General features: G+C 34.7%; 28 protein-coding genes. 15 read left to right on the top strand and 13 right to left on the bottom strand.

Translation table 11 applies throughout. The annotated features are described in order from the left end of the window. Positions 1-91: 91 nt before the first annotated feature. On the top strand, positions 92-379 hold the full coding sequence (locus HM990_RS18045; protein WP_178991089.1) for a GIY-YIG nuclease family protein: 288 nt from the start codon (positions 92-94) through the stop codon (positions 377-379). A gap of 134 nt (positions 380-513) precedes the next feature. On the opposite strand, the gene HM990_RS18040 is transcribed toward HM990_RS18045, so the two are convergent. From HM990_RS18040 to HM990_RS18025, 4 genes are all read right to left on the bottom strand, one after another. Further along, the gene (locus HM990_RS18040) at positions 514-924 is read right to left on the bottom strand and encodes a nucleoside deaminase (RefSeq protein ID WP_229719313.1); all 411 of its coding nucleotides are present in this window, start codon (positions 922-924) and stop codon (positions 514-516) included. Between the two features lie 90 nt (positions 925-1,014). Continuing rightward, complete coding sequence (locus HM990_RS18035) at positions 1,015-1,209, bottom strand: hypothetical protein (RefSeq protein ID WP_178991087.1); 195 nt, start codon at positions 1,207-1,209, stop codon at positions 1,015-1,017. Between the two features lie 145 nt (positions 1,210-1,354). Then, positions 1,355-1,843: a DUF892 family protein gene (locus HM990_RS18030; RefSeq protein ID WP_178991086.1), complete on the bottom strand. Its 489-nt coding sequence runs from the start codon at positions 1,841-1,843 to the stop codon at positions 1,355-1,357. Between the two features lie 137 nt (positions 1,844-1,980). Then, positions 1,981-2,934, bottom strand: coding sequence for an NAD-dependent epimerase/dehydratase family protein (locus HM990_RS18025; protein WP_178991084.1), 954 nt, complete (start codon positions 2,932-2,934; stop codon positions 1,981-1,983). Between the two features lie 172 nt (positions 2,935-3,106). On the opposite strand from HM990_RS18025, the gene HM990_RS18020 reads away from it, so the two are divergent. Further along, positions 3,107-3,634, top strand: a complete 528-nt coding sequence (locus tag HM990_RS18020; protein WP_178991082.1) for a hypothetical protein — start codon at positions 3,107-3,109, stop codon at positions 3,632-3,634. A gap of 269 nt (positions 3,635-3,903) precedes the next feature. On the opposite strand, the gene HM990_RS18015 is transcribed toward HM990_RS18020, so the two are convergent. Together HM990_RS18015 and HM990_RS18010 are read right to left on the bottom strand one after the other, a co-directional pair. Then, on the bottom strand, positions 3,904-4,620 hold the full coding sequence (locus tag HM990_RS18015) for a hypothetical protein (RefSeq protein ID WP_178991080.1): 717 nt from the start codon (positions 4,618-4,620) through the stop codon (positions 3,904-3,906). 89 nt (positions 4,621-4,709) lie between these two features. Continuing rightward, the gene (locus HM990_RS18010; RefSeq protein ID WP_178991078.1) at positions 4,710-5,519 is read right to left on the bottom strand and encodes an NAD(P)H-binding protein; all 810 of its coding nucleotides are present in this window, start codon (positions 5,517-5,519) and stop codon (positions 4,710-4,712) included. A gap of 119 nt (positions 5,520-5,638) precedes the next feature. On the opposite strand from HM990_RS18010, the gene HM990_RS18005 reads away from it, so the two are divergent. Then, positions 5,639-6,124, top strand: coding sequence for a CBS domain-containing protein (locus tag HM990_RS18005; protein ID WP_178991076.1), 486 nt, complete (start codon positions 5,639-5,641; stop codon positions 6,122-6,124). Here the strand turns inward: HM990_RS18005 and HM990_RS18000 are convergent. Beyond that, positions 6,121-6,471 (bottom strand): hypothetical protein, encoded by a 351-nt coding sequence (locus tag HM990_RS18000; RefSeq protein WP_178991074.1) that lies wholly within the window; start codon positions 6,469-6,471, stop codon positions 6,121-6,123. The two genes, HM990_RS18005 and HM990_RS18000, sit on opposite strands and share 4 nt — an antisense overlap. A gap of 387 nt (positions 6,472-6,858) precedes the next feature. Here HM990_RS18000 and HM990_RS17995 point away from each other — a divergent pair, with 387 nt between their 5' ends. The 7 genes from HM990_RS17995 to HM990_RS17965 all read left to right on the top strand — a co-directional run bounded on the left by HM990_RS17995 (position 6,859) and on the right by HM990_RS17965 (position 16,425). Further along, positions 6,859-8,370 carry a sodium:solute symporter family transporter gene (locus HM990_RS17995; protein WP_178991072.1) on the top strand — a complete coding sequence of 504 codons (1,512 nt, stop codon included), beginning with the start codon at positions 6,859-6,861 and terminating at the stop codon, positions 8,368-8,370. Further along, positions 8,345-9,850, top strand: coding sequence for a class I adenylate-forming enzyme family protein (locus HM990_RS17990; protein ID WP_178991070.1), 1,506 nt, complete (start codon positions 8,345-8,347; stop codon positions 9,848-9,850). Before HM990_RS17995 ends, HM990_RS17990 begins: the two co-directional genes overlap by 26 nt. Beyond that, a complete protein-coding gene (locus HM990_RS17985; protein WP_178991068.1) occupies positions 9,847-10,791 on the top strand; it encodes an alpha/beta fold hydrolase in 945 nt (314 codons plus the stop codon). Before HM990_RS17990 ends, HM990_RS17985 begins: the two co-directional genes overlap by 4 nt. Next, a complete protein-coding gene (locus HM990_RS17980) occupies positions 10,788-12,203 on the top strand; it encodes a hypothetical protein (protein ID WP_178991066.1) in 1,416 nt (471 codons plus the stop codon). The genes HM990_RS17985 and HM990_RS17980 overlap by 4 nt, the downstream gene beginning before the upstream one ends. Positions 12,204-12,372: 169 nt before the next feature. Next, entirely contained in the window at positions 12,373-14,865 is a 2,493-nt protein-coding gene (locus tag HM990_RS17975; RefSeq protein ID WP_178991065.1) for a TonB-dependent receptor, read from the top strand. An 11-nt stretch (positions 14,866-14,876) separates the two neighbouring features. Beyond that, positions 14,877-15,662, top strand: a complete 786-nt coding sequence (locus tag HM990_RS17970; RefSeq protein ID WP_178991062.1) for an alpha/beta fold hydrolase — start codon at positions 14,877-14,879, stop codon at positions 15,660-15,662. Continuing rightward, a complete protein-coding gene (locus tag HM990_RS17965; RefSeq protein WP_229719312.1) occupies positions 15,652-16,425 on the top strand; it encodes a 3-hydroxybutyrate dehydrogenase in 774 nt (257 codons plus the stop codon). Before HM990_RS17970 ends, HM990_RS17965 begins: the two co-directional genes overlap by 11 nt. 142 nt (positions 16,426-16,567) lie before the next feature. On the opposite strand, the gene HM990_RS17960 is transcribed toward HM990_RS17965, so the two are convergent. Then, positions 16,568-16,903, bottom strand: a complete 336-nt coding sequence (locus HM990_RS17960; protein WP_178991060.1) for a single-stranded DNA-binding protein — start codon at positions 16,901-16,903, stop codon at positions 16,568-16,570. A gap of 240 nt (positions 16,904-17,143) precedes the next feature. Between HM990_RS17960 and HM990_RS17955 the strand changes: the two genes are divergently transcribed. Then, positions 17,144-17,650, top strand: coding sequence for a hypothetical protein (locus HM990_RS17955; protein ID WP_178991058.1), 507 nt, complete (start codon positions 17,144-17,146; stop codon positions 17,648-17,650). A 38-nt stretch (positions 17,651-17,688) separates the two neighbouring features. On the opposite strand, the gene HM990_RS17950 is transcribed toward HM990_RS17955, so the two are convergent. Beyond that, entirely contained in the window at positions 17,689-18,660 is a 972-nt protein-coding gene (locus HM990_RS17950; RefSeq protein WP_178991056.1) for an IS110 family RNA-guided transposase, read from the bottom strand. A gap of 563 nt (positions 18,661-19,223) precedes the next feature. On the opposite strand from HM990_RS17950, the gene HM990_RS17945 reads away from it, so the two are divergent. From HM990_RS17945 to HM990_RS17930, 4 genes are all read left to right on the top strand, one after another. Further along, positions 19,224-20,513 carry an alpha/beta hydrolase-fold protein gene (locus HM990_RS17945; RefSeq protein WP_229719311.1) on the top strand — a complete coding sequence of 430 codons (1,290 nt, stop codon included), beginning with the start codon at positions 19,224-19,226 and terminating at the stop codon, positions 20,511-20,513. A gap of 214 nt (positions 20,514-20,727) precedes the next feature. Then, positions 20,728-21,564 carry an MBL fold metallo-hydrolase gene (locus tag HM990_RS17940; RefSeq protein ID WP_229719310.1) on the top strand — a complete coding sequence of 279 codons (837 nt, stop codon included), beginning with the start codon at positions 20,728-20,730 and terminating at the stop codon, positions 21,562-21,564. A gap of 331 nt (positions 21,565-21,895) precedes the next feature. After that, positions 21,896-22,375: a hypothetical protein gene (locus HM990_RS17935; RefSeq protein WP_229719309.1), complete on the top strand. Its 480-nt coding sequence runs from the start codon at positions 21,896-21,898 to the stop codon at positions 22,373-22,375. Positions 22,376-22,601: 226 nt separating this feature from the next. Next, entirely contained in the window at positions 22,602-23,663 is a 1,062-nt protein-coding gene (locus HM990_RS17930) for a bestrophin family protein (protein ID WP_178991052.1), read from the top strand. Between the two features lie 75 nt (positions 23,664-23,738). Here the strand turns inward: HM990_RS17930 and HM990_RS17925 are convergent, their stop codons facing one another. The 4 genes from HM990_RS17925 to HM990_RS17910 form a co-directional block, all read right to left on the bottom strand. Beyond that, complete coding sequence (locus HM990_RS17925; RefSeq protein ID WP_178991050.1) at positions 23,739-24,572, bottom strand: hypothetical protein; 834 nt, start codon at positions 24,570-24,572, stop codon at positions 23,739-23,741. Between the two features lie 31 nt (positions 24,573-24,603). Then, positions 24,604-25,245: a peroxiredoxin-like family protein gene (locus tag HM990_RS17920; protein ID WP_178991049.1), complete on the bottom strand. Its 642-nt coding sequence runs from the start codon at positions 25,243-25,245 to the stop codon at positions 24,604-24,606. 34 nt (positions 25,246-25,279) lie between these two features. Further along, positions 25,280-25,837, bottom strand: coding sequence for a carboxymuconolactone decarboxylase family protein (locus HM990_RS17915; RefSeq protein ID WP_178991046.1), 558 nt, complete (start codon positions 25,835-25,837; stop codon positions 25,280-25,282). Positions 25,838-25,900: 63 nt separating this feature from the next. Further along, positions 25,901-26,464 (bottom strand): TetR/AcrR family transcriptional regulator, encoded by a 564-nt coding sequence (locus tag HM990_RS17910; protein WP_178991044.1) that lies wholly within the window; start codon positions 26,462-26,464, stop codon positions 25,901-25,903. Positions 26,465-26,525: the final 61 nt, after the last annotated feature.

Genomic DNA, 26,525 nt, shown 5'->3' with positions numbered 1-26,525 from the left:
CGAAAGCTTTCGGGATTAGTTCGAGCCTAAGAAGAGGAGCAAACAAAGCCATTACGAAAGTAGTGGCTTTTTTGTGTTATATTTATAAATCATGAACCATTGCTGTTACATTCTATATTCAGAAAAACTATCACGATATTATGTTGGGTATAGTTCTGATTTGGAAGTTCGATTAGTATTTCACGAAAATTCAGAATCACGAAAATTTACTCACAACGCCAAAGATTGGCAACTCTATTATAAAATTGATTGTACGAGTAAGACACAAGGGAAAGCAATTGAGGCCCATATTAAAAGAATGAAAAGCAAAACCTATATTGAGAATCTTTTAAAGCATCCTGAGATTACAGCCAAACTGCTGGAGAAATATAATGAGTGATACCAACAGTAAAAAAAGGTTAGGGCATCTGACTGTTAAACTGAGTCCCGAAAGCTTTCGGGATTAGTCGAGCCTAAGAAGCCGAGTCAAACAAAGCCATTACGAAAGTAGTGGCTATATTGTGTTTGAGTTAACTAAATTCCAATATCCTCATTCCAAAGTTGTGGGCTGTTTTCTATAAATGTTGTCATGATACTAATGCATTCTTCATTATTTAAAACAATGACTTCAACGCCATTGGCTCTTAGATGATCTTCTGCTCCCAAAAACGTCTTATTTTCACCAGCAACTACTTTTGGAATACCATAGAGAAGAATAGCACCAGAACACATTGGGCAAGGCGAAAGCGTGGTATAGATTACAGACTCCTTATAAACAGATGCTGGTTGTCTGCCTGCATTTTCTAAAGCATCCATTTCGCCATGTAGCAAAACACTACCATTTTGAACTCTTTTATTATGACCTTGACCTAATATTTTTCCATTGTGAACAAGAACACTCCCTATGGGAATACCTCCTTCATCTAATGCTTTTTTTTGCCTCACAGATCGCTATTTTTAGATATTTATCGTGCATATTAAAATTATTTATTGATTGTCTGTCTTCTTTAAGCGCTCTAAAAGGCTGTCCAATTATTAATTATTAAGTTTGGTAGTACCAGACTTTATAATAAAACTAATGGCGATAGCCACACCGGAAACACGTTTCTTATTTGTAGGCACCACTTTATATTCTGCAAGTGCTTGTTTTTTGGTAAGCGTGAGTAAAACGTAACCATGATCTTTTCGGTTAAGGTATTTAAGGTGTGGATTTTCTTTTGGATTCAGCATATTTTTTTTCAGTACACGAATTCAAGAAACATCATAAAAATATGCGAATACAAAATGAATGTTTCATAAGCAAATTTAAGAAAAAGGAGATTTAATTCTTCTGATGAAATTCATACTTGTTCCCGGAAGAACTAATGATTGTGCTTTATGACTTAGCAGCCTTTTTAAACACTTTTTTTCTTGCTAAAACTTTCAGTTGGTGCTCAATATCCGCATTTTTTACTTTAATAGGTCTGAGCTGTCTTGCTTCCCGCTTCATATTCATGGCTTTTGCCATTCGTCTAACATTGTAATAATTTACGGTTTTATAGCTGACCAAACGGTACAATGAAGCTACCAAACCTGCATTTTTAACTTTGTTTGGAATCTCTTCCATAGAGGAGATTTCCGAAATATTATCCAACATTTCTTGGGCTACGCTATCTACCGTGTTGCCGGGATTTATGGATAAGTTATTTGCAATTTCCTGTACGGTGTTTAAATCTGAAGTGTTCCGTTTTTTTAGTTTCTCAACACAGGCTTTCAAACCTTTTGGTTTTGGTGATTCTAGGGTCTCGAAAGTATCTTGCATTTGCTTTTCTAAAGCATATAGGTTTTTCAGCTCTTTTTCAAATAAATCATTTAAGTTTTCCATGGGTTTTATGTTTTAAGTATAAACCCAATTTATTATGAAACAATTGAATAGCTTATTCCAATTGCTAAAATTATTAGTCCTAATAAGTAAATTTAGTTAAAATGTCATATTTTAAATATAACATGATCTAGTTGTTTTCAGGAATTATAGGTTTTAGCCAATTCCCTCAGCATCACTTTTGTCATCGTATCCAGATTAAAATCGTGCGACCAATTCCAGTCTTTTCGTGCCACACTATCGTCAATGGACGAAGGCCAACTATCAGCAATGGCTTGTCTAAAATCTGGTGTATAGGTTATTTTAAAGTTTGGCATTACGGCCTTAATACTTTCGGCAATTTCCTTTGGAGAAAAACTAATTGCAGATAGATTATATGATGATCTAATACTTAAATTTTCGGAATTTGCAGCCATGATTTCCGTCGTGGCTTTAATGGCATCATCCATGAACATCATTGGCAAATTGGTGTTTTCAGATAAAAAACTCTCGTATTTGCCTTCTTTTATAGCTTCATGATAAATTTCCACAGCATAATCGGTTGTGCCACCTCCTGGCATAGCCTTATGGCTAATAATTCCTGGATAACGTATGCTTCTGACGTCCACACCATATTTTTCATGGTAATATTCGCACCAACGTTCGCCTACTTGTTTGGTAATTCCGTAAACGGTTGTGGGTTCGCAAATGGTATGTTGAGGTGTTTGTTCTCTTGGTGTTGTTGGGCCAAATACAGCAATACTGCTTGGCCAGAACACTTTTTGTATTTGTTTGGATTTAGCCAAGTTGAGCACATGAAACAATGAATTCATGTTTAAATCCCAAGCTTCCATTGGATATTTTTCGCCAGTTGCACTCAACAATGCTGCCATAAGATAAACTGTATCGATGTTATGGTTGTTACAGCAATCTTTAATAGCATTAAAATTTTTGGCATCTAAAATCACGAAAGGACCAGCATTTACTAAATCTAAATTTCTAGTATTGATATCACTTGCAATAACGTTATCCACACCATGGATTTCACGTAATTTGATGGTGAGTTCTGTTCCTATTTGCCCACAGGCACCGATGATTAATATTTTTGAAGACATATACTCTAATTAAATAATTCACAAAAGTAATAAGAATAAATACTTATGAATAATAAAAATTTTAAAAATAAGACTGTTTTATTGCGAAGTTTTCATCTTAATTTTAAAAGTAAAAATACTAAATAATGGAAAAGGATAGTTTAAGTATCTTTACCATTCAAACTAAAAAACTATGAAGATTATATATGTCGTTTTATGCTTTTGCTGCTTCGTCCTATTCAGCTGTGGTAATGATAACAGCAATGCTAGTGAATCAGAAACGGCAGAAACCACTGAACAAAATGCGCGTATTTCAGCGAAAACCATAGAAAGTATAAACTATAATGATTATGCACTAAGTCTTGAAGGCGAAAAAGCGGTTGTCACTTGGGAAAAATACCAAGAATTAGCTACACAGATTAGTTATTTGAAGCGCGCTGATTTTTCGTTTTTTAATGGAGAGAAAAAAATGTTGAAGGAGTTTATTGACAAATTTATAGCGCAATTGCCAGATGAGTTAAGAACGAACCCTATAATCTCGCGCAATGCCGTTATTGAAACTGCCCTTTTAAAGTTGAACGAACATTTGACCATAGATAATATTGATAGGGATGATAAATTAGTAAGTATAAAAGAACTTTTCGTCGCGTTTTCGAATCTCAATTATCAGATTAATAAAAAGCTCGAGCGGGATATGTACGATAAAATTCAACCTGAATAGAGTTTATATAAGAGAAAAGACCGCTTCGCTGTTAGAATCAAGAACATAGACGAAATTCTAACTAACTGAGAAACAGAATGAAAATCATTGTTGCATTTTTATTTTTCAGGATTTATAAAAACGGAAGACACTTTATTTTAAAAACACCAAAAACCAACTAAAAGTCAATACTTTAAACTAGAATAAATTATTTTATTCAGACATTAATAGTTTAAAAAAAATGCAGCCCTAAAGGAGCTGCATTTTATATAAGTAATTCTGTAATTCGATTAATTCTTCTTCTCGGCAGCGGCTTTTTGGGCGCGTTGTGCTTTTTGAGCTTCTAAAGCTTCTCGACTTACTTTTGCCAAATTGAAATTTGGATCAATAGCCAAAGCATCATTCATTAATTTTAAGGCGGCATCCATATTAGCTTCTTTATTTTCTGTAAATTTCAATAAGCCTTTCAGATACAATAAAGCCGCTTTCATAGAGGTTTCATAAGGTTGCTGTCTTTCGTAAAACGCACGTTTCATATCATCCGTTACGTTGGTCAATGCATAATCAATATTCAATTTTGCACCTACTAAATCTTTGGTTTGAAGCTTCATATCTGCCATTTCGTAAGCTAAAAACACATTAGGTTTACGCTTGAAAAGCTCTTCAAAATGTTCTAAAGCCATTTTGGGTTGGTTCAGATTTTTTAACGCCAAAGCTTTTACTTCAACATTCATATCAGAATCGGTAGGGTTTTTTTCTACGCCTATAGTGTTTAAGGCTTGCATGTGCTGCCCTTCGGAAAGGTAGATGTATGCTAGCGTATCTTTGCGCGCAACGGAAGGCTCTAACACATCGAGATGTGTCATGGCATTAATAATGCCTTGAACATCACCTTGTAGCTTCATTTGTTTGTAAAAGGCTTCATAGTGTTGCTTTAATTCTGTATTCGTTTGGGCAAAGATGCTTGCTGAAAAAAGCATAAGTATTGCAATGGTAATCGTCTTCATTTCTATGACTTTAAGGGTTTATTTTTTATAAATTAATGGGCTAAAACTATAAAATTTTATATGAATAGGTCTTAAAAAACTAATAAATTCTATGGTTCTACTTTAAAAGTGTAATTCAAAAGTTGTACCAATTTAGAACTATCGATGATTTTCCCTAAACTTTCTTCAGAAAAATTATAATTTGGGAGCGGTAGATTTTCTTGTTTACAATAGTTTGAATAGTAACTTTCTTTCCTGATATGTTTTGGGTATGCAGCATTTAAGGTCCTGTTCCAAAGGTCTTGTTCGAGAATGGCTAAAATGATATCGATACAATCTGTTTTATGAATTAGATTTATTGGAGCATCTGGATTTGAAATATGATCTCTTCCTGATAAAAATTTTGCAGGATGACGTTCTTTATCAATCAAACCACCAAAACGTAAAATCGTGGTTTCAAAATTGGAATTTGTTTGAAGCCTATTTTCAATTTCAATAAGTTGTTTTGCTGTGCTCGAGGTCGCATTTGGCTTTGTTTCATCTGTAATAACAGGAAAATTGGCTTCATTTTCAAAAACCGAAGTAGAACTTATATACAATACATGTTTAACAGCGGATGCTTCAATAGCATTCATTAAATGTGCTATTTCAGCAACATGGTTTTTAGTTGGATTTTTCCGTAATCCAGGAGGAATGTTAATGATTACCGTATCACTTCCTGTTAAGAATTCAGCGCAATTTCCTTTAATTTCGGACGCATTTAAAGTGATTAAAAATGGCTTTATTTGATGTCTTTTCAGCGCTACAAATTTGGCTTTTGAAGTTGTAGAACCATACACCAAAAATCCGTTTACTACTAAAGTTTTTGCCAATGGTAAACCTAACCAACCACAACCGATGACGCTAATTTGTGTTTTCAAGATAAACGTATAGATATTAACGACAAAAATACAATTTATAAATCCTTTTCTTTTTCGATTTTTTTAAATCATTAATTTTCAGTAACTTTAATATTCACACTAATCTAAAATTAATCGTTATGGCAATTAAAAGTTTTCAAGGAGCGCGAAGGCAGCAAAATACGACAGGTTCTTCTCAACTTAAAGTGAGAGATTATATGACCACTAATCTTATAACATTTAGGCCTGATCAGTCAGTCCAAGAGGTTGTGGAAGCTTTGATAAAGCATAAAATTTCCGGTGGTCCTGTGGTTAATGATAAGCAGGAACTAGTTGGCATTATTTCTGAAGGCGATTGCCTAAAACAATTAAGTGAAAGTCGCTATTATAATATGCCTTTGGAGCACGACAATGTTGAAAAACGTATGGCCATAAACGTAGAGACTATTGACGGTAACTTGGATGTTTTTGATGCTGCCAACAAGTTTTTACAGTCCAAAAGACGACGTTTCCCAATTGTTGAAAACGGAAAATTGGTTGGGCAAATTAGCCAAAAAGATATTCTGATAGCTGCTCTGGAACTTAAAGGGGAGAATTGGAACAGTACCACTAAGGGCGGTTCTTAGTCATCGCGTTTTACCAAAGCATAGTATTCGCCTTCGAGCGGTAAATAACCTTGGTCGTAAACAAAATAGTAAACGGTTCCCGCTTTTGTGGTGTAGATGCTTGTAAAATAATTAAAATCGAAGCCTTTTTCTATGAGTTTGGCTCGAGAACATTTCATCTTTTTGTTCGGATTGAGTGCTTCTAGTATTCTGTAATTTTTTCTTAATCGGTTATTGGTATTTCTGACCAGGTTTTTGGAATCTTTATTCAAACGGTTATTTTGCGCATTTCTGCAGCCATCACTACAGTATTTTTTATCAATTCTACCAATGATGACATCGCCACATTCTGGACATTTTTTGCGCATGGTCTAAATTTTAGTTCTTACAAGATAATTAAAATCCTTTTAAACCACTAAAAATGATTTTTTTGCCGTTGCGCTTTTCGATCTATAAGTCTTAAACGAATGAATGAATTTTGAAAGAAAATTTCAGCAAAATATTGTGCTAAAAAACAAAATAAGAACACATTGATTTCTTACTATTTTTCCTAATGCCCTTGAAAAAGATTGAACCGACCTTCAAATCTAAATTTTATCATTGAATAAAAGTCACACCTAATATTTATATACATATATTTGATCAATTACGTTTTATGTGATATGAATTTTAAATAGTCACACCTTTAGAAACAAAAATAAAAAGTCCTAAAATTATTTAAAGTTTGTTATTTGTTTTTAAAGACAATATTCAAAATGATAGCATCAGACAAGTTGGTCACTTATATGTGGATTTTATTAGCGGTTTACGCTACGGTCATCCTATTTTTCGTCATACGAGGTGCTCGTAAAAACACGAGTATCAACGATTATGCCGTTGGCAATATTGGCTTTCCGTCTTGGGTGGTTGGTTTGTCCTTGGCGGCTTCCATGACGAGTGCCGCTACTTTTATTATCAATCCAGGGTTTATTGCGCTTTACGGAATTTCTGGTGTCATTTCATTTGCAGTTGTGTTACCCATTGCGGCGTTTATTTCGCTAATTGTTTTTACTAAAGGATTTGTAAAACAAGGAAATGCTGTAAAAGCTACGACTATGGCGCAATGGATTGGTAAACGCTATCAAAGTAAAAAGTATGCCTTTTTCTTTGGGATTATTGCGCTTTTACTCATCACGTTTATTGTACTGATCAATGTTGGATTGACGCAAGTGATTTCAAAATCCCTTAATGCAGACCCATTTTACGTCCTTATGGGAATTACCGCTTTCGTATTTGGCTATATGATGTTTGGTGGTGCCAATTCCATGGTGTACACCAATACGATTCAAGCCATCATAATGTGCATTGTGGCACTGATATTAATTGGTTCTGGTTCGGAATATTTTGCAGATGGCATTACTGGATTTTTTGAAAAACTTAATACCATTGACCCAAATCTGACAAATCCCACAAACCCAGAAAGTTTCCTGTTTCGGGATTATTTTGAAATTATTGTTACGCAAATCGTAATTGGTGTGGCCATTGTTTGTCAGCCACACATTATTACAAAATCCCTACTTTTAAAAGATTCCAGTAAAATAAACACTTATCTTTTCAGTGGCATTGCCTTTATGATTGTGTTCTTTTTAGTGGTTGTTGTAGGCTTGTATGCTCGAATCAGTTTTCCAGACTTTATGGTTAATGGCGAAAAATTAAGAATGGATGAAATTATTCCAACCTACGTTGTCACTAAATTTTCCGTTGGTGTTGGTCTGGTCATTGTTGTTGGGTTGATTTCCGCAGGATTATCCACTTTAGAAAGTTTAATACAGTCCTTATCCATTACGATTACCTCAGATATCATAAACCCATTATTCAAAGATAAATTTACCGAAAAGACCATAACCATCAATAAAATGGTCATTATTGTGTTGGGAATCGTGAGCTTTATACTAAGTTGGGAACAGATAAAAAACCCAGACGTTAGCGTGGCCATTTTTGCCCAAAATGGTGTTTATGCCTATTTTGCTGCTGCCTTTGTGCCTGTATTGTTTGGTACTTTTTTAAACCAGGTGTCAATACGGTCGGTTTTTATTGCGAGTATTACCGCCATCGTAGTTCACTTCGGGATTTATTACGGCAGATTGACACCTTACATGCAAGAACCCGTAAACAATCCAGGCGTTTCGGCAGCCATCGGAATTATAACATCGTTAATTGTAGGTTACATTATTTATAAAATAGATTCAAAAAAAGTAGGAATTGGACAGACTAGATTGGACAGCTAAATGGGCAGATTACACGCCCAATAAAATTGCGTTAACCTCGTATGACGCCAACAAAAGTTATACGTATAGCGACTTGCATGTCTATGCCAATCGGTTAATCGAAAAATTTACGTCACTCAATCTCGAAGAAGGCGACCGCATTGCAGTTTTAGCAGACCATGGTTTAGAATTCATGACACTTTTTGTGGCATGTCAACGCATGGGATTGGTTATGGTGCCTTTAAATTATCGGCAATCCATCAACGAAATTTCAAAACTCGTTATCGATTGTACGCCAAGCTTATTCATCTATAATAACAACCACAAAGCTAAAGCCGAACAACTACCAATTCAGAATTTAAAAGTTACATCTTTTGAAATATTGGCTGATTATTATCAAAATTCGCAAAGTAATAATGCAAAAACCTTTCAGATTAAAGAAGATAATCCGCTATTTATTTTCTATACCTCTGGCACCACAGGCACACCAAAAGGTGTGGTTTACACCAATAAAATGTTGTTTTGGAATAGCTTGAATACATCCATGCAACTCGGCATTACCTTTAGGGATTCCACCGTAAACACCTTACCACCTTACCACACCTCTGGTTGGAATGTTTTTGTAACACCATTATTGCACAAAGGCGCACATATTGGCATGCTCGAAAAATTCGATGCCGAAAAAATATTATGTCTTTTAGAACTCAATAAAACCACCTTGTTCATGGCATTGCCAACCATGCTGTTAATGATGCAAAAAACACCTGTTTTTAAAGACGTTAACCTTAAAAAGTTACGCTATATCATTTCTGGAGGTGAAAAAGTACCTTCGGAACTCGTGAGTTTTTGGAAAAACGAGAAGAATATTTACATAAGACCAGGTTATGGATTGACTGAAGCTGGACCAAGCATCACCTCATTACATCATAAAATGGCTGAGCTAAAACCAAATTCCATTGGTAAACCCAACTTTTATTTAGATATAAAAATCGTGAATAAAGATGGTGAAAGCGTTAAACCAAACGAGGTTGGAGAACTTTGTATAAAAGGTGATATCGTCACACCAGGTTATTGGAACAATTCGGTTGAAACCAGCAACAAAATCAAGAAAGGCTGGTTGTTTACAGGCGATTTTGCCTATAGTGACGATGAAGGCTTTTTATACATGAAAGGCCGAAAAAACGACATGTACATTTCGGGTGGAGAAAATATCTATCCACAGGAAATTGAAACTCAACTGGAACAGATAAAAGCCATAAAAAAAGCTGTTGTTTTAAGTGTGAAGGACGAAAAATGGGGCGAATGTGGCATAGCCTTTGTAACCTCAGCAAACAAGAACCTTTCAGTAACAGAAATCCGTGAAGAATTAAAAACAACTTTGGTGGCTTTTAAACATCCAAAATACATTTTTATTCTCGACGAAATTCCGATTACCAGTTTAGGAAAAGTATCGCGAAAAAAACTCAATAAATATTTTAACGCCATAAAATCCCAAGAATGAAACGATTCGGAATAGTACTGATAATTGTACTTTTTAACACCACTTTACTTTCGCAAAACACTAAAAAACCAATGAAAGAATTACTTTCAGATTATAAATTTCAGACGTATAGCACCACTTTGGATAGCTTGGAAATTAGCTATATTAAAGCAGGCACTGGCGAAAAAACATTGTTGTTTGTGCACGGTTTAAGCAGTAATTCTGATGCTTGGTCTAAAAATATGGCCACTTTAAAAGCCGAATACACTTGCATTGCCTTGGATTTACCTGGCTACGGAAAATCGTCTAAACCTGAAGCTGATTATACACCTTCATATTTCGCTAAAGTTTTACACCAATTCATAGAAAAGCTAGCACTAAAAAATATCATTCTCATTGGTCATTCCATGGGAGGACAAGCAAGTATAAAATTTGCAACAACCTATCCAAAGGAAATTGAAAAATTAATCTTGGTCGCACCAGCTGGCTTGGAGCAATTTACAGAAGCCAATGCCAAGATGATGAAAGCTTATTTTACACCAGAAATGGTTAAGAATACCACAGATGAGCAAATAGAGAAAAATTATGCGCTTAATTTTCATACCGTTCCGGAGTCGGTTTCAAAAATGATTGATGATCGTACGAAAATTAAAGAAGCTTCGGATTTTGAAGCGCATTGTGAGGCGATTGTCAAGAGTATTTCTGGTATGTTGGACGACCCTGTTTTTAAGGATTTAGCAACCATCTCACAACCGACCTTGGTTTTATTTGGTGATAAGGACCAATTGATCCCAAACCGTTTTTTTAACCCTAAATTGAGTATTGAAGATATAGGAAACGTTGCAGCAGAACATATTAAATCCGTTAAGCTTAACTACGTAAAAGATGCTGGTCATTTTGTACAATATGAAAAGCCAGCGGAAGTCAACAGGCTCATTGAGCAATTCGTCAATGCGGAATGAAAACGAAGCTTAAAAAGTTCACGGAATTTAGCAAAACCATTTTACCCAATGAAGCTAAATATCTGGAAAACAGTTATCAGTTTACAGACATAGAAAAGCGTCATATCATTGCGCTGGTAATTATCAATGCCTTGTCTCAAAACAATCCTGTGGATTTTGATGCCACGATTAACAAACGAAAATATTCCTATATAAAAAATTGGATTGAAAAAAAACTGACGAGCATAGATGTCGATGCGAACATTGAATGGATAATGGCCTTGAACAAAAAAATACTCACGGATGCCATCGCGTCAAATGAGGAAAAAGAGTTTCTACATTATATTTCTTCCTATCGCACTATTGAATATAATTTTCAGAATTTATACGAACTTGCTAAAGAATATAAGTCTTACCTCTTGGTTAGAATGCGCTATAAAGACCACCAAACCGTAGCCGATTTTATAAAAACCTACAAAACCAATTATGACCAAGCTATAATTGTGAAAGATAAATTATACGCTGCTACAGGTGAAATTACTAATCAATACACGCGTAATGATAACGAAACCAAACATTTAGAGACATGGTTGCTCGACGTTTTTAATGACAAAAACATAGACGGAAAAAACAGGTATCAGGCTTTTATTTTACTTGCTTTTATGTACACCAATTACAATGAGAACGATAAATTAAAAGTCATTTTCGACCAAATTGATTGTTGCTTTAACCAAGGCGAAATGTACTCTAAACGTATTTTGTCCAATTATTATGCGAGTCGTGTTTTGCTGCATTCCAAACAAGATGAGTTTGAGGAAGCTGAATTTTACGGCTATCTTTCCATACGGCAAAACAATAACGATGCGCTAATGTATCTCAATAATTTGGTGGCTATATTATTGCGAAACAACAAGCCCGAAAGTGCTTTTTCGTTATTGGAACAGCACCATGATTTATATAAAGAAACCCATAACTATCATCAAAAAATAGGCTACTGTTCTTATCGAGTGCGTGTGTTATCCGAGCTTAATAAGCACAAACTTGCAGAATCAACGGCCAGAACTTTTTTGAAAACCTATAAAAACGAAGTCTTAAACCATCGTTGGCACCATTTTTTTACTTCTTATATCAATGTGTTGATTGTCCTCGAAAAATATGAGGACGTTTTAAAGTTGGCTTCAAAATTCAACCTCATCGAAAAAGAAAGCGAACGCCAAAAACAGAATAATTATGTGCCTAATGTGTCCTGGAGCATTTCATTGTCGAGCTATATGGAAGGTCACATTAATTCGAGTCGTCTTTTGGATGAAATCAAAGCACCACTTAAAGCGATTCAACCTACAAAAAACCAAAAACAATTGATGATTAAAGTCATTGATACACTTTCAAACAACTTACCTGAAGCTTTTTTGGAGCTAAAGTCACACATCTAATTAGGCCTAGTAAAAATGACGTTTCCGAACGATTAATCGTTTATATTTCGCATTTAAAAATAATAAGTCACACATAAAAGCTTATGCTTTTGATGGCCTTTATTTTCAATTTCATGATAGATTGCCCTACAAACTAATAAATAATCTAACTTAATCAATTGTCTATATTATGAAAAAACTACTTTTATTACTAACCCTCATTAGTACGTTTACTATGGCTGCGCAAGATAGTGGTAGTATATCGGGAACAATAACGGAAGCCAATGGCGCACCTTTATCTGGAGCAACCGTTTATATTAAGGCTTTGGACAAAGGAACGGTAACCGATTACGACGGAAAATTTAAGCTCGATAATGTGGCGGCAGGCACTTATGATGTGGCTATTTCTTACGTAGGTTTTGCTACCACAACTCAAAATGTTACGGTAACTGCTGACAACGCATCAACGCTAAATACATCTCTAAATGAATCTGATAGTCTTTTAAATGAAGTGGTCATTACCGCAAACAAACAACCTCAAAAACTTACAGATGTACCAGCAACAGTCAATGTAATAACGTCTAAGGATATTTCAGAATTTCCAAGTTTTAATATTGGCGAATTGGCAGCAAGACAAAAAGGTGTTGACTTTGTAAGAAGTGGTGTTTTAGGAACAGGCATTAACATCAGAGGCTTTAACTCGGCTTTTAACGCAAAAAACCTACAGGTTACTGACGATAGATTATCCACATTGATTGCCACAGGTTTACCAATGGGTTCGTTTTCAACCGTTACAAAAGATGATATAGCACGTGTTGAAATCCTATTAGGGCCAAACGGAACACTTTACGGTCCCAACGCACACAATGGTTTGGTAAGTACCATTACTAAAAATCCAAGACAATCTGAAGGTACAACTTTAGCTTTAGGTGTTGGTAACCAAAGTGTATTTACTACGCGATTGAGACATGCTGAAGCGATAAACGAGAAATTTGCTTATAAGTTTCATTTAGAACATTCTGAAGGTAAAGAATTCAACTATACAGATAGTGTTTACGTGGGAGATAGAGCCTTTAAGGAATTGGATTTGGACCGTGATTTCAAATCCCAAAAATATGGTGCTTCTTTATTCTATAAACCAACTAAAAGCTCTGAGATTATTGGTTATTATGGTCATAGTTTGAATAGTAATATCGGAATTACAAATGCTGGTCGGAACCAAATTAAAGATTGGAGTATTGACGTAGCACAGTTAAAGTTTGTGTCCAAGCACTTTTTTGCTAACGCTTACTATACGTGGAGTAAAACAGAAGACACTTATGCTATCAACCAAAGAACACAAAACTACGTGTCGTTTATAGACAATGGGTTTTCTGAAGCTGTAGCGCGTGAACGTTCGTTTACGGAACAATGGCTTCAAACGGGTCCTAATCAAGGCGACGGAATTGCCTTGCCACGTGGCGCGGTTTTTAAGGATGACTCACAACGTTTTAATGCAGAGGCGCAGTACAATAATAATTGGAATAAACTCTATGTAACTGTAGGTGCACAATACCAATTGGATATGGCGGATTCTAAAGGTACTTATCTTTTAGATAAAGATGGTATTGATATAGGTCAAACCGGAATCTACACACAATTAGAATACAAGTTAGACGACTCTGGATGGGGATTTTTATTTGGAGGACGACTTGATAATCACGAATTATACGGTTCTAATTTTATCCCAAAAGCGGCTATTACAAAGAAAGTTAACAACGGCACATTTAGAATTACTTATGGTAAAGGAATTGCGGTACCTTCAATTTTAAACCTTAAAGGGAATTTATTTGGTGGGTTAGTATTAGGTAATGGCGAAGGGTTTACCTTAACAGATGGCACCAAAATTCAAAAATTAGATGTAGAAACCATTAATTCTTACGAGATTGGTTACAAAGGCCAATTAACTGATAAATTATTTGTGGATGTTAATGGGTATTACAATCAGTCTGATAACTTTATCAGTCCATTACGCAACATTGCAGATGCAGCTAACGGAAATTTTGTAACGCAAGTTGGTGATCAACCAATTGGAGATGTGGTAGAGGGAAGTACAGGCGCTTTTATATTAACCTATTTAAACTTTGGTCACGTTGATACTTATGGTGTTGATATCGGATTGAATTATTATTTCTCAGATAGTTTCAGAACCTCTGTTAACTATTCATATTTCGGACGTGATTTAGATAAAGATGACCTTGCCAATGATGGAAATTTAGATGGGCAGGTTTTAGAAAGCGAATTACCAATTAATACACCAAACCATAAGATGAGTGTTGGATTTCACTATAATAAAGGAAAATTTTATGGCGCTATTTACGGAAGGTATGTTCAAAAGTATGATTTCTTCTCTGGTATCAATGTAGCTGCGGAAACACAAGATTTAGATGGCGATGGCGTTAATGAAATTGTTGAAAATGCACAAATAGGAAGAACATGGAATTACGGACAATTAGGTGGTTTTACGGTAGATGCAAATGCAGGTTATAACGTGACTGATCAATTTTCAATGGGAGTTAGTTTTACCAACTTATTGAACGCAGAGGTTAGGGAATTTGTAGCATCGCCAGTGATAAACACTCTATTTTCTTTAGAGATGAAGTATCAATTTAGCTTAAAGCAAAAGAAGGCAGCCGTAAACTAAGTTTCTAAAACATGTTAAAAATACACGTTAACGATATAGAGCTCGATTACGAAGATCATGGCGCAGGAGCTGTCCTTTTATTTCTTCATGGTCTAGGATCCACAAAAAAAGATTGGGACGCACAAGTCCCTTTCTTTTCCAAAACACATCGTGTTATTACGGTCGATTTAAGAGGTCATGGAAATTCTACAAAACCACAAGATGCGTATAGTGTAGAATTAATGACCGAAGATGTAAAGCAACTTCTTGATCAACTGAACATTAAAAAGGCAACACTAGTTGGCTTTTCAATGGGAGGTGCTGTGGCTTTTGAAATGGCAGCACAACATCCTGATTATTTAGAAAATTTGGTCATTGTAAATAGTGGTCCAGATTTTAACGACATGGGCAAAATTGGAGAGGAGCTTTTAGAGAACCGAACCGAATTCTTGGAAACCAAAGGATTGGCCGCATTAGCCAAAGAGATTTCATTCAATATGTTTCCTGAAGATCATCAAATTGAGTTGAGAAACGAATTTGAAATACGATGTAAAAACAACGATTATAATGCGTATTACAAATCTTTTGTTACGCTAATGGCTTGGGGCTTGGGAGACCGTATAAAAGACATAAAAACCAGAACGTTAGTCGTAGGCTCAGATATGGATTATACACCAGTTTCCTTTAAGGAAGACTACGTTAATACATTGCAAAATGCCACTTTAGTTGTGATTAAAAATTCTAGACATGGCGTTGTTATAGACCAACCTGAAGCGTTTAATATGGAACTTCGAAAATTTTTAAATCATGATGGATAAAACCGCTCTTATTACAGGAAGCACCAGCGGAATTGGTTTAGGCATCGCACGTCAATTTGCTAAAGAAGGCTATAACATAATGTTTCATGGTTTAGAATCCAATGGACAAGATATAGCCAATGACATTGGAAAACAGTACCATATTAAAGTCAGCTTTTCAAAGGCCAATTTATTACAATCTGAAGCCATTGAGACTTTAGTAAAGGAAGCCATAGATACGTTTGGAAGCCTGCATGTTTTAGTCAATAATGCAGGTATTCAATATGTGTCGCCAATTGAGGATTTTCCAAATACTAAATACGAAAACATAATTGCCATAAATATGAATGCTGTGTTCTACGCTTCAAAAGCGGTCTGGAAACAGATGAAAAAGCAAAATTTCGGAAGAATAATCAATGTATCATCTGTACATGGTATAAGAGCGTCAGAATTTAAATCGGCTTATGTAACGGCAAAACATGGGGTAATTGGAATGACCAAAGTATTAGCGTTGGAAGGCGCTAAATTTAATATCACTTGTAATGCTATATGTCCTGGATATGTCAAAACACCTTTGGTGGAAGGTCAGATAAAAGACCAAGCCAAAGCGCATAACATGACGGAAGACGAGGTTGTGGAAAAAGTAATGCTAAAAAAGCAAGCCGTTAAACAATTTGTGCCACTTGATGCTATTGCAGATATGGCCATTTTATTAGCCAAAGATAGTTCGACGACCATTACAGGTACATCATTTGTTTTAGATGGCGGTTGGAGCGCACAATAACAAGAGGTATGAAATTTATAAACTTCTGCTATTTATAAAATCATACTTTATTTAAAATTAGGCATCAGAAAAATTTTAAGTGTTAGTCAAAAATCCTGATGCCTTTTTTATTTAATCCATAGGAGGTATATCCTTTTGTTTTCTATTTATTACCGAGCATTAGAAGCTCACTGCAAACCACTTCGGTGATGTAGCGCTTTATACCATCCTTATCGTCCCAAGATCTTGTGGTTAGCTTTCCTTCAATAGCTACTTCTTTACCTTTGGTGACATATTTTTCAATGATCTCAGCCGTTTTTCCCCACGCTACGACGTTATGCCATTGCGTGTCATCAACTTTTTCGCCTTTTGCGTTTTTGTAACTATCGTTAGTAGCGATAGAAAATTTTGCTAAGGTTTTTCCGGATTCAAAATTGGTGATTTCTGGGTCTTTTCCTAAGTTACCAATCAACTGTACTTTGTTTTTAATGGTGTTCATAATTTCTAAATTTTTTAATGGTTAAACAGTTAATACTATCGAGTTCTTATGTTTCGACACTACAAAGCTATATGGGCTTGCAAATGTTAATCGGTATTTACATATTTACATACGTTTGTAATTAATTGTAACCGTTTAAAACCGCTTAATTGACTGCTAGTATTGATTTTGGTTGTTTTGTGTAAAGATTGGATTTATTGCGTATATTTATGTGTTAGCTACAATTTAACCAACCAGCGATTGAAAAAGAAATTAGTAGAATATACCATTTACAAATCAGCAGATGAATTCTATAAAACTGTCCGAACTGAATTAAATCGAAAAACATTCGGAAAGAAATTCAATCTATCAGGCGATTATCCAGATAATGGCGGAATTGATATTTATAGCACTATTTCGTTTGCAGTTTTTAAACCAAATCTTGGTCCATTAGTAAAACTGAATTTGAACTGCGTGAATACCAATCAAAACGGAACTGAAAGCAAACTGACTTTAAATCGTGTAAATGGAGCAACATATAAGATGCAGTTTTGGTTTATGATTTTATTTGTTGCACTAACTCTGATTATAGCATTGTATCAAATTATAATTGGAAATGACATTGGATTTGAAATGCTAATGTTACCGCTTTTTGGACTAATATATATTCTGATTATCGAACTGTTTTCTGAATTTACTATTAGCAGTCTGAATAAAAAAGTGGAAAAAATGTTAAACTCTGAAAAACTAAAATATAAAAAACTGTAGCTAACAAAGTACTGTGGATAAAAACAAGTAAAAACTCATTAATTTTTCACTAAAGTGCTTCTATAAGTATCATCATATATTAATCCTGATTTAGCAATTGCAAAGGCCTGTTTTAGTAGTTTATTACATACGGCTATTAACGCTAGTTTTTTACTCTTTCCTTTGGCTACTATTCGCTCATAAATTTCACGACAAGCCTTGTTACATTTGCAAGCATTAAAACTGCACATAAATAACAGATTCCGAAGCTTTTGATTGCCCATTTTGCTTATCCGAGCTCGTCCATTTACACTAGTTCCACTCTGCCTAATAACTGGTGTAAGTCCTGCATAACTGCATAATTCTGAGGCGCTGGTAAAGCGATCAAACCCTCCCGTTAATACCACTAACATCATGGCAGTTTTTGGTCCAATACCAGGTATAGATTTTAATCGTGTTAACAGATCTTGGTGTGATTGATTTACTAAATCCACCAACTTATCTTCTAACATTTTTGCCTCTTTCTCTAACTGTTTTAAACTACGTTTTAGAGACCTTACCACAGCTTTACTTGGTTCGCCCAAAACAGATTCCCCGTGTAACTTATTTTTAAGCATGGTGCTCTGTTTTGTATAGGTCGCTAAGGTTCTCACGATTTGAAGACACTCTATTTCATCTTTAGAATTGCCTCTCCAAAGGTTTAAATCTACTTGGCTAGCATAGTCGCAAATCAGTTTAGAGTCACTCTTATCTGTCTTTACCTTTGAGAGCTTCATCTGGATAAATCGTTTCACCGCTAAAGGATTCTCAACTGATAATTTGATACCTGATTCAAGTAAATAATAGGCTAATTGATAGTGGTAATAACCCGTAGCCTCCATAGCACAATGACTCTTTGAATCTAAGAGTTTTATAAACTTCCTAAAACCTGAAACGTTGTTTTTAAACTGATAGTAATTGCCGTCAGAGTCCGTAACATCGAACACCAAATGGCTAATGTCAATTCCAAAAAATTTAATACCTTTATTCATAACAAAATGTTTTTTATGAAAGGACAACCTACGCGAGTTTCTACGACTTAAAATCGAGGTCCGAAAGGCCTCATAGAACTGTACGAAATCTGTGTAGAAAAGAGAGGGGATTTTCAATGTTGACGAGATCTAAAGTCTCTGCGTGTATATTAACCTTATTCCTCTCTTTTGTCTTTTCTGATTAATCCTTAAATTTAAGGAATTGTAAACTTAAGAAGTACTGTGCTAAAAAACATTGCATATTTTAGGTTAACCGTTTGGTCGTTGCTTTGTTTGCTAGCATCTAATTTTCCTACGGATAATCCTCGCAATCAAGCTCGCAACGTTCCCTGCATATAACTGTGCTTCATTACCAGAAACCAGAAACTAATAATAAAATTCTTTAGAAAAATACGATTCGTGCTTTTAGATAAAAATAAAAATTAGAATCTTATAGATCTAACTGACATTTGATATGCTATTCAACAACCTAAAGTTGTTGATTCCTTATAAAATTCTGTTATCTATCGCTTTTCATATTTTTTAAATCCAAATATGAATAATTTAGCTTTAGATTTAACATTATGAAAACCAAAATAAGAACGATTAAAGACATTAACATGACCCAAGGATTAAAACTAGTATTGACGATAGGATTCATTATTTTCTTTCAACAATTTGTAAAATCACAGGACAAACATAATCAACAGTTTTTACAAAAAGTAGGTGTTTTGGATAGCCTCTATTCCAAAATATTAGACGAGTCAAGAAAGATTTATGTGCAATTGCCTGCCAGTTATACCCCTGAGAAAAGTCAAAAATACCCTGTAGCATATGTATTAGATGGAGAAATGTTTCTTCCCATAGTCAATGAAGTGCAAAATTTTTATAGCGGTGGTTTTACGCCTGAAATGGTACTAGTTGGTATCTCGAATGATAAAAATAGAGTAAGAGACTTAACCACTTCAACTATAACCACTAAATATGGGATGCCTTTTAATGAAAAAAATGGGGAAGCCAATAATTTTAGAAAATTTATCGAGACCGAACTGATTCCTTATGTAGAAAACAAATATCCGGTTACCAATTATAGAACACTAATTGGTCATTCTTATGGCGGTTTGTTTACTATTTCTACACTAGTTAATCAACCCAATTTATTTGCAAATTATTTAGCCATCGACCCAAGCCTGGATTGGGACGACCAAAAACTATTAAAAGAAGCCCAACAAGTATTTGCTAAACAGAATTATAAAAACAAAGCTCTATTTATGTCATTAAATGGACAATTACATATGCAGAACTCGCAAATAACCATAGACAATGTAATGCAGGATACAACAGATTTCACTTTGTTTTCCCGTTCGAATATTGCCTTTTCGAACATGGTAGAAGAAAATGCAAAAAACGGATTATCTTTTGAATGGAAATTTTACCCCAGAGATATACATGGAACAATTCCTTTTCCATCTCTCATGGACGGCTTAATTTTACTTTTTGAATGGTACCAAATGGAAAATACGGATAAAATTAATTCATTTAACACGTCAAAAGATGAGCTTTTTAGTATTATAAAATACAGGGAAGAGAAACTCAAAAAACATTTTGGATATGCTGAACCACCGTATCCAGAAGATCTATTAAATATGTCAGGTTATATGAATATGGACATGCAACAACCTGAAAAGGCCAAAATGTACTTTGAGCTTGCCACTGAGTATTATCCTGAAAGCGCGAACACTTATGATTCTATGTCCGAATACTATGAAGCACAAGGAGACTTTGCTAATTCAATTAAATATGTAACTAAAGCTTATGAATTAAGTGGTAACGATTTCTACAAGAAAAGAATCGAGGAACTTAAAAGAAAATAACTGAGGCTAACATTTTGTATAAGTAATGGCAGGTGATGTCATAAATTTCATATTTTATCCCACTCAAACAGAGTAGTGGTCTGATAGTAAACTACCACGCAATCTGCCACTACTCATACAATTTAACGTTAGAGCCAATATAGACCAACAGATGAAAACAAAAATCACAATCTTACTATCAACACTAATTCTGGTTTTGTCATGCAAAGCTTCGATGGAAGAAACCGCTGACTTAAATGATCAAAATTGGATTCATGGTTCTGAAAACTGTGAAGATAATATGGACCCACCAATTCAGGTAGTTCAATACAATAGTCATACTTGGATTTTACGTCAAAACAAGTGTACAAATTACGAAGCACCTTTTATGTTCCTATTTTTTGGAAATGACAAAGCATTATTAATGGATACTGGAGCTACTGAAGAGGGTGATATTTTTCCTCTTTATGAAACTGTAAAGGAAATTATTAACAATTGGTCTGAAAAAAATGGAGAAGTTGAATTAATAGTTGCTCATACTCATAAGCATGGAGACCATTATGCTGGCGACGGACAATTCAAAGGAAAACCGAACACCACTGTAATCGGTCATGAGGTTGAAAATGTACAAAATTTTTTTAAGATAAAGAATTGGCCTCAAGAAATCGTAGATTATGATTTAGGAAATCGTATGATGAAAATAATACCTATTCCTGGACATCAAGCGTCTTCAATTGCTGTTTATGATACTTCCACCAAAATTCTTTTGACTGGAGACACCTTTTATCCTGGTAGACTATATATAAAAGATTGGAATGCTTTTAGAATAAGTATTGAACGACTTGTGAAATTCACTGACAGTAATGAGGTTTCAACGCTACTTGGAAATCACATTGAAATGACTCAAACAGCTGGCGTTGATTACCCCATGGGAACTATCTACCAGCCTAAAGAACATCAACTTCCGTTAAGTATACTAACATTAAAAGAACTTTCAAGCGCTCTAACAAATTTGGGAGATACACCAACAAAAGAAGTACATAATAGCTTCATAATATTTCCTGTCAATTAAAAAATACTGGCCCTAGCAATGAGTATAAGTCATTGCTAGTTAGAGCCTACTTACGAATCCCGATAGCAATAGGGACGGAATTTCTATTCGTCGTGATTTATTTGCTAACTTAAATGCTTAAACGCGCAACGACACGAGCAAAGCGAACTGGCGAAGCAAATCCTACATTAAAACGTTGCATTAATTAGAACATGTAACATTTAATTAGCCCTATAGTCTTATAGAGAAACCCAAACATTGAAAGTAATAAAAATTTTAGTGTCCGTTTTATCAATCATCTTGATTGGTTCCTGTAAACACAAGGTGGCCAATACATCTAAAGCAGAAATGATTGCCACCATTAACCAAATCCATTAAAGACAGCGGAATTAAAACATGGAATAAACTCATAGAATTCGTAAAAAAATTACCCTACGAACGCCATACCAATCGAACAGATTTCGGACTGGTAATCAGTGAAAAAAAAGGCAGTTGCAGTTCAAAACATGCGCTCTTAAAAAAAGTGGCAGACCTCAATAATATCGACAATATTAAACTTATTCTTGGTATTTACCGAATGAACCGATTTAATACACCAAAAATAGGAAATGCGCTTTCAGATAGTGCGTTAGATGATATGCCAGAAGCCCATTGTTATCTAAAAATAGATGGTAAGAGTAGAGATTTTACATCATCTCAGTCCAATTTCAAAAAAATAGAAAACGACATCATTACTGAAGTTGAAATTGTTCCAGAACAGGTTGTCGAATTTAAAGTGGATTATCATAAACAGTATTTAAAGCATTGGATTTCAAAACATCATATGAATTAAAGTTTTAGCGAGATTTGGGAAATTAGTGAAAAATGCATTGCAAATTTGAGCAATTCTTAATCATACAAATGAAAGGATTGATATCGAGCTCAAAGAAACTGAAATACCACAAGCTTCATAAAATAATGGCTTAACGCTAATCCTAAATTAAGATTTTATTTGCTAAATTAGAGGGTTGAACCTGCGTAATTTAAGGAACGCTTTGGTCAAAATATAAAACAATACTATGTACACAAGAAAAGTTTTCAAAATAAAGGACATGGCAAAATGGACTCGTTTTGAGACCTTTTTGTTTATTGGTATTATTACAGCAGTTGTAGCATTATACTATTTTTTTGATTTAGCATGGTTAAAAATTCCATGGACACCGTTAGCTTTAATTGGTACAGCCGTGGCTTTCGTAATTGGTTTTCAAAATAATTCTGCTTACGGTCGAATTTGGGAAGCGCGAAAAATTTGGGGAGGCATTACAAATACCTCGAGAACGTTTGGAATGTATGTTCAAGATATGGTAAACAATGACTACGCTACCGAAAAACAATCAAAAGAAGCGCTGCAACAAGAAATAAAAACACTTACCTATAGACATATTGCATGGATGACTGCATTAAGGCATGCGATGCGAGTTTCTAAGCCTTGGGAAACCGTAATGAACGAAAAAACCAACAAAGAATGGAGTAAAAAATCGAGTCCACCAGAACGGAACTCCACTGTTGAAGACGATCTGAAACCTTATCTTTCTAAAGAAGATTTAGACTATGTAATGAGCAAAAACAATAAGCAAACCGCCATGCTTTATTTGCAATCGCATCATCTTCAACGTTTGAAAGAAAAGCATATGATCTGGGAATTTTCCTTTTTGGAACTGGAAGGTATCTTACAGGAATTATTCACGCTACAAGGACAGTCAGAACGTATTAAAAATTTTCCATATCCACGTCAATTTGCGACTTTAAATCATTATTTCATGTGGATCTTTGTCTTGTTATTACCATTGGCAATTGTTCCGCAATTTGCTGAAATTGGAAATGATATGAGTGCTTCCCATCCTACTATTGGAGGGCTTTTCATTTGGATTTCAATCCCTTTTTATGTGAGTGTCGCTTGGGTTTTTCACACTATGGAACGTATTGGTAGAACAGGAGAGAACCCATTTGAAGGCTCTGCAAATGATGTTCCGATTTCTACAATGGCTCGTGGCATTGAAATTGATTTAAGACAAAATTTAGGAGAATCATTGGAAGACATTCCAAAACAGTTTCCTGAGATTTATGATACGCAGATGTAGGACGATCATAGACATTTCAAAATGTTAAAAATGGTGAGTCTTACAACTACGCATCAGACGACATGTTATAGCCATCTATTTCATAAATACTTCTTTTTTTAAGCTATTATCGAATTCAATATTAGACCAATTAACTAAAATCCAAGGCCCATCAGTTACGTCAGCATTCCAAGTAGATTTTTTGTATTTACGCTTACTAGGAATTAAGAAACCATCAACCTCTTCATAATCCATTTGCATGAGAAACGGTTCTTCCATAACCCCAAAATCGGCTACCGTAAATAAGAACTGATCCACTAATCCCGTTTCCTTGTTGATGTAGAGCTGATAAATATCAGTTGGTTTCTCATTTTTTGATTCAAAAGATACGTTTACAATATCAAAAGTTTTTAGATTGACTTCTTTTTCTCCTAAATAGTCATAATTCAAATTTGGGTCTAAAAGTTTTTGAAACATGGTAAACCAATAAAAGTTGGTTGGTCTACTAAACATCACTCTTTTTAATGCCGTTGTATCGTTAACTAATTTTCCGTTAACCTTTAACCAATAGTCTTTACCGTTATAGGCTTGCTCCATGGTGCCTTCAAGTTGCGGTAAAGTGCGTTGGTGTTGTTTGTATTTGCCATAGGACAATTCGCCTTCAAAAATGTACTTTTCTGTTGAAATGTCTGCCTTACCATCTGGTGTTGTATACGTGTAAGTGTACACCACATCCTTTTTTGACCTTAGTTTTTGATAATTACCGACTTTTTCGACCATATGGTATACCAATTCATGGCCTTTATTTTGAAAATTAATGATAGCTTCTTCTTTCACGGTTTGCACTTCTATTTCTTTTTTTGAATTGTCTTTGCAACTCATAATGGCTAAAAGAGCGCCAAATACGATGATTCTGGTTTTATAGTTCATTTTTATATATTTTTAAAGTTGATTTTAAAATTTACCTATTCTTAATTATCTCTAAGATTTTAGTAGGTTCTAAGCGCTCTGTATAATCCTCAGGAACAAAACTGTAGATAACCTCTCTATCTTTATTTACAATATAAGTTGCTGGCATTGGTAGTTCAAAATCGGTATTGCCATTATGACTTGCTACATCAATACCAAATTCGTTGTAAACGCCTTGCAAATCTTCCGGTAACTGAAAGACTAATCCCAGTGATTTTGCATAAGCGTTATCAATGTCGCTTAATACTGAAAATTTTAATTCGTTTTTCTCTGAGGTGGTTAATGAATTATCAGGTGTTTCCGGTGATATTGCGATTAATTCTGTATCCAATGCTGTTAATTCAGGAAGTATGTCTTGCAAAGCTTTTAATTCCATATTACAATAGGGACACCAACCACCTCTATAAAATGAGATGACTAAAAAGTTGGATTGAAACTGTTTTAGAGAGCTAGGCTTGCCTTCAACATCCTTTAAGGTGAAAGCTGGCAATTTTTGTCCTTTTGTTAACGCTGTTGCACTCAAATTTTGAGATTGAAGTGCAGCGGTGCTGTTTTGCATTATGGCATGCTTATCTGCCGGAATAGCTTTAGCACTATTGGTTTTTCTTTCTGCTAATTGGTCTGTGAGGTTCATTTTTTTATGTTCTTAATTACTATGCTTACTAGTTTTATGCAGCCTGTGGTTCCCAAGCATATTTTTGAAACGCTTTATCAACAGGTGTATTGGCAATGTGATTAGTATAATTGCTTATCACTTTCTGAGATATACCTAAAATAACCTCTAGGACTTGTCTCTCTTCATAACCTGCTTTATAGAATGCGTTTAGATCTTCTTCTGTAACGTTGCCACGATTTCTTACTAACTTTAATGTGAAATCGTGTAAGACCTGTAATTTTTCAGATGGCATAGGGTTTCGGTTTCTTAAGGCTTCTGAAAGCTCTGGATTAACTTTCATCATATTAGCAATCCCAGTATGTGCTGGTACACAGTAATGGCATTCGTGCTCTACATTGATGGTTTGCCATACAACGGTAAGCTCTTCGTCATTAAATGAGGAATCTGAAAATAAGCTGTGTAATGTTTTATAAGCCTCTAAAATTTGAGGTGATGAGGCTAAAACTCCATGAAGTCCAGGTAACATTCCAAATGCTTTTACAGATTGTTTTAGTGAAGCTTTACTTTCTTCTGGTGCTGATTCGATAGTGTTTACTTTTAAAGTTGTCATAGTTTTGAGTTTTATTACATGTTAAATAACTAAACAAACGTTTAGTTATGGATTAAAAAAATATTATAGATTTTTAAATGTCATTTCGATATAGTCTTCTATTTCCTTTTGGGTATTTACTCTAGATGCAGCTGCCAAACCGTGTTTCGCCAATAGCAAAAAGTTGGCTTGTTTTAATATTGTAGCTTCATCTTTATCAGAATTCAATCTTAATTTATCAATGAATAATTGTTTTAGATGGTTCATAAAAGAACTCATTTCTTCATTAATCAATACATCTTGCTTATCTGAGAACTCATTATAGGTATTTGTTACTAAACAGCCTTTTTCATTCCCCTTAGTATTGGAAATTTTTATAGAATTGTAGAAAAAGGTTTTTATATCTTCAAGGCCATTATGAGAATTCTTAAACTCCTCGAAAATAGAATTTACTTTTTTTTTATAACTCTTTAAGCTTTCAACAAATAAACCATGCTTGTTTCCAAAACTGGAATAAATCGAAAACTTATTGATGCCCATTTCTTGTTCGAGCATTTGCATGGTTGTAGCTTCATAACCATTTCGCCAGAACAAGTGCATTGCTTTGTCGAGTACTGCAGCTTCATTATATTTTTTAGTCCTAGCCATTGTTTCTAATTACAGCACAAAACTAACCGATTGGTTAGAAATAACAAACTAGTTTAACTTT

The sequence above is a fragment of the Winogradskyella schleiferi genome (assembly GCF_013394655.1).
GTDB classification, from domain to species: domain Bacteria; phylum Bacteroidota; class Bacteroidia; order Flavobacteriales; family Flavobacteriaceae; genus Winogradskyella; species Winogradskyella schleiferi.
Note: the sequence above shows the minus strand (reverse complement) of the source record. Positions and strands in the feature narration are given on the sequence as shown.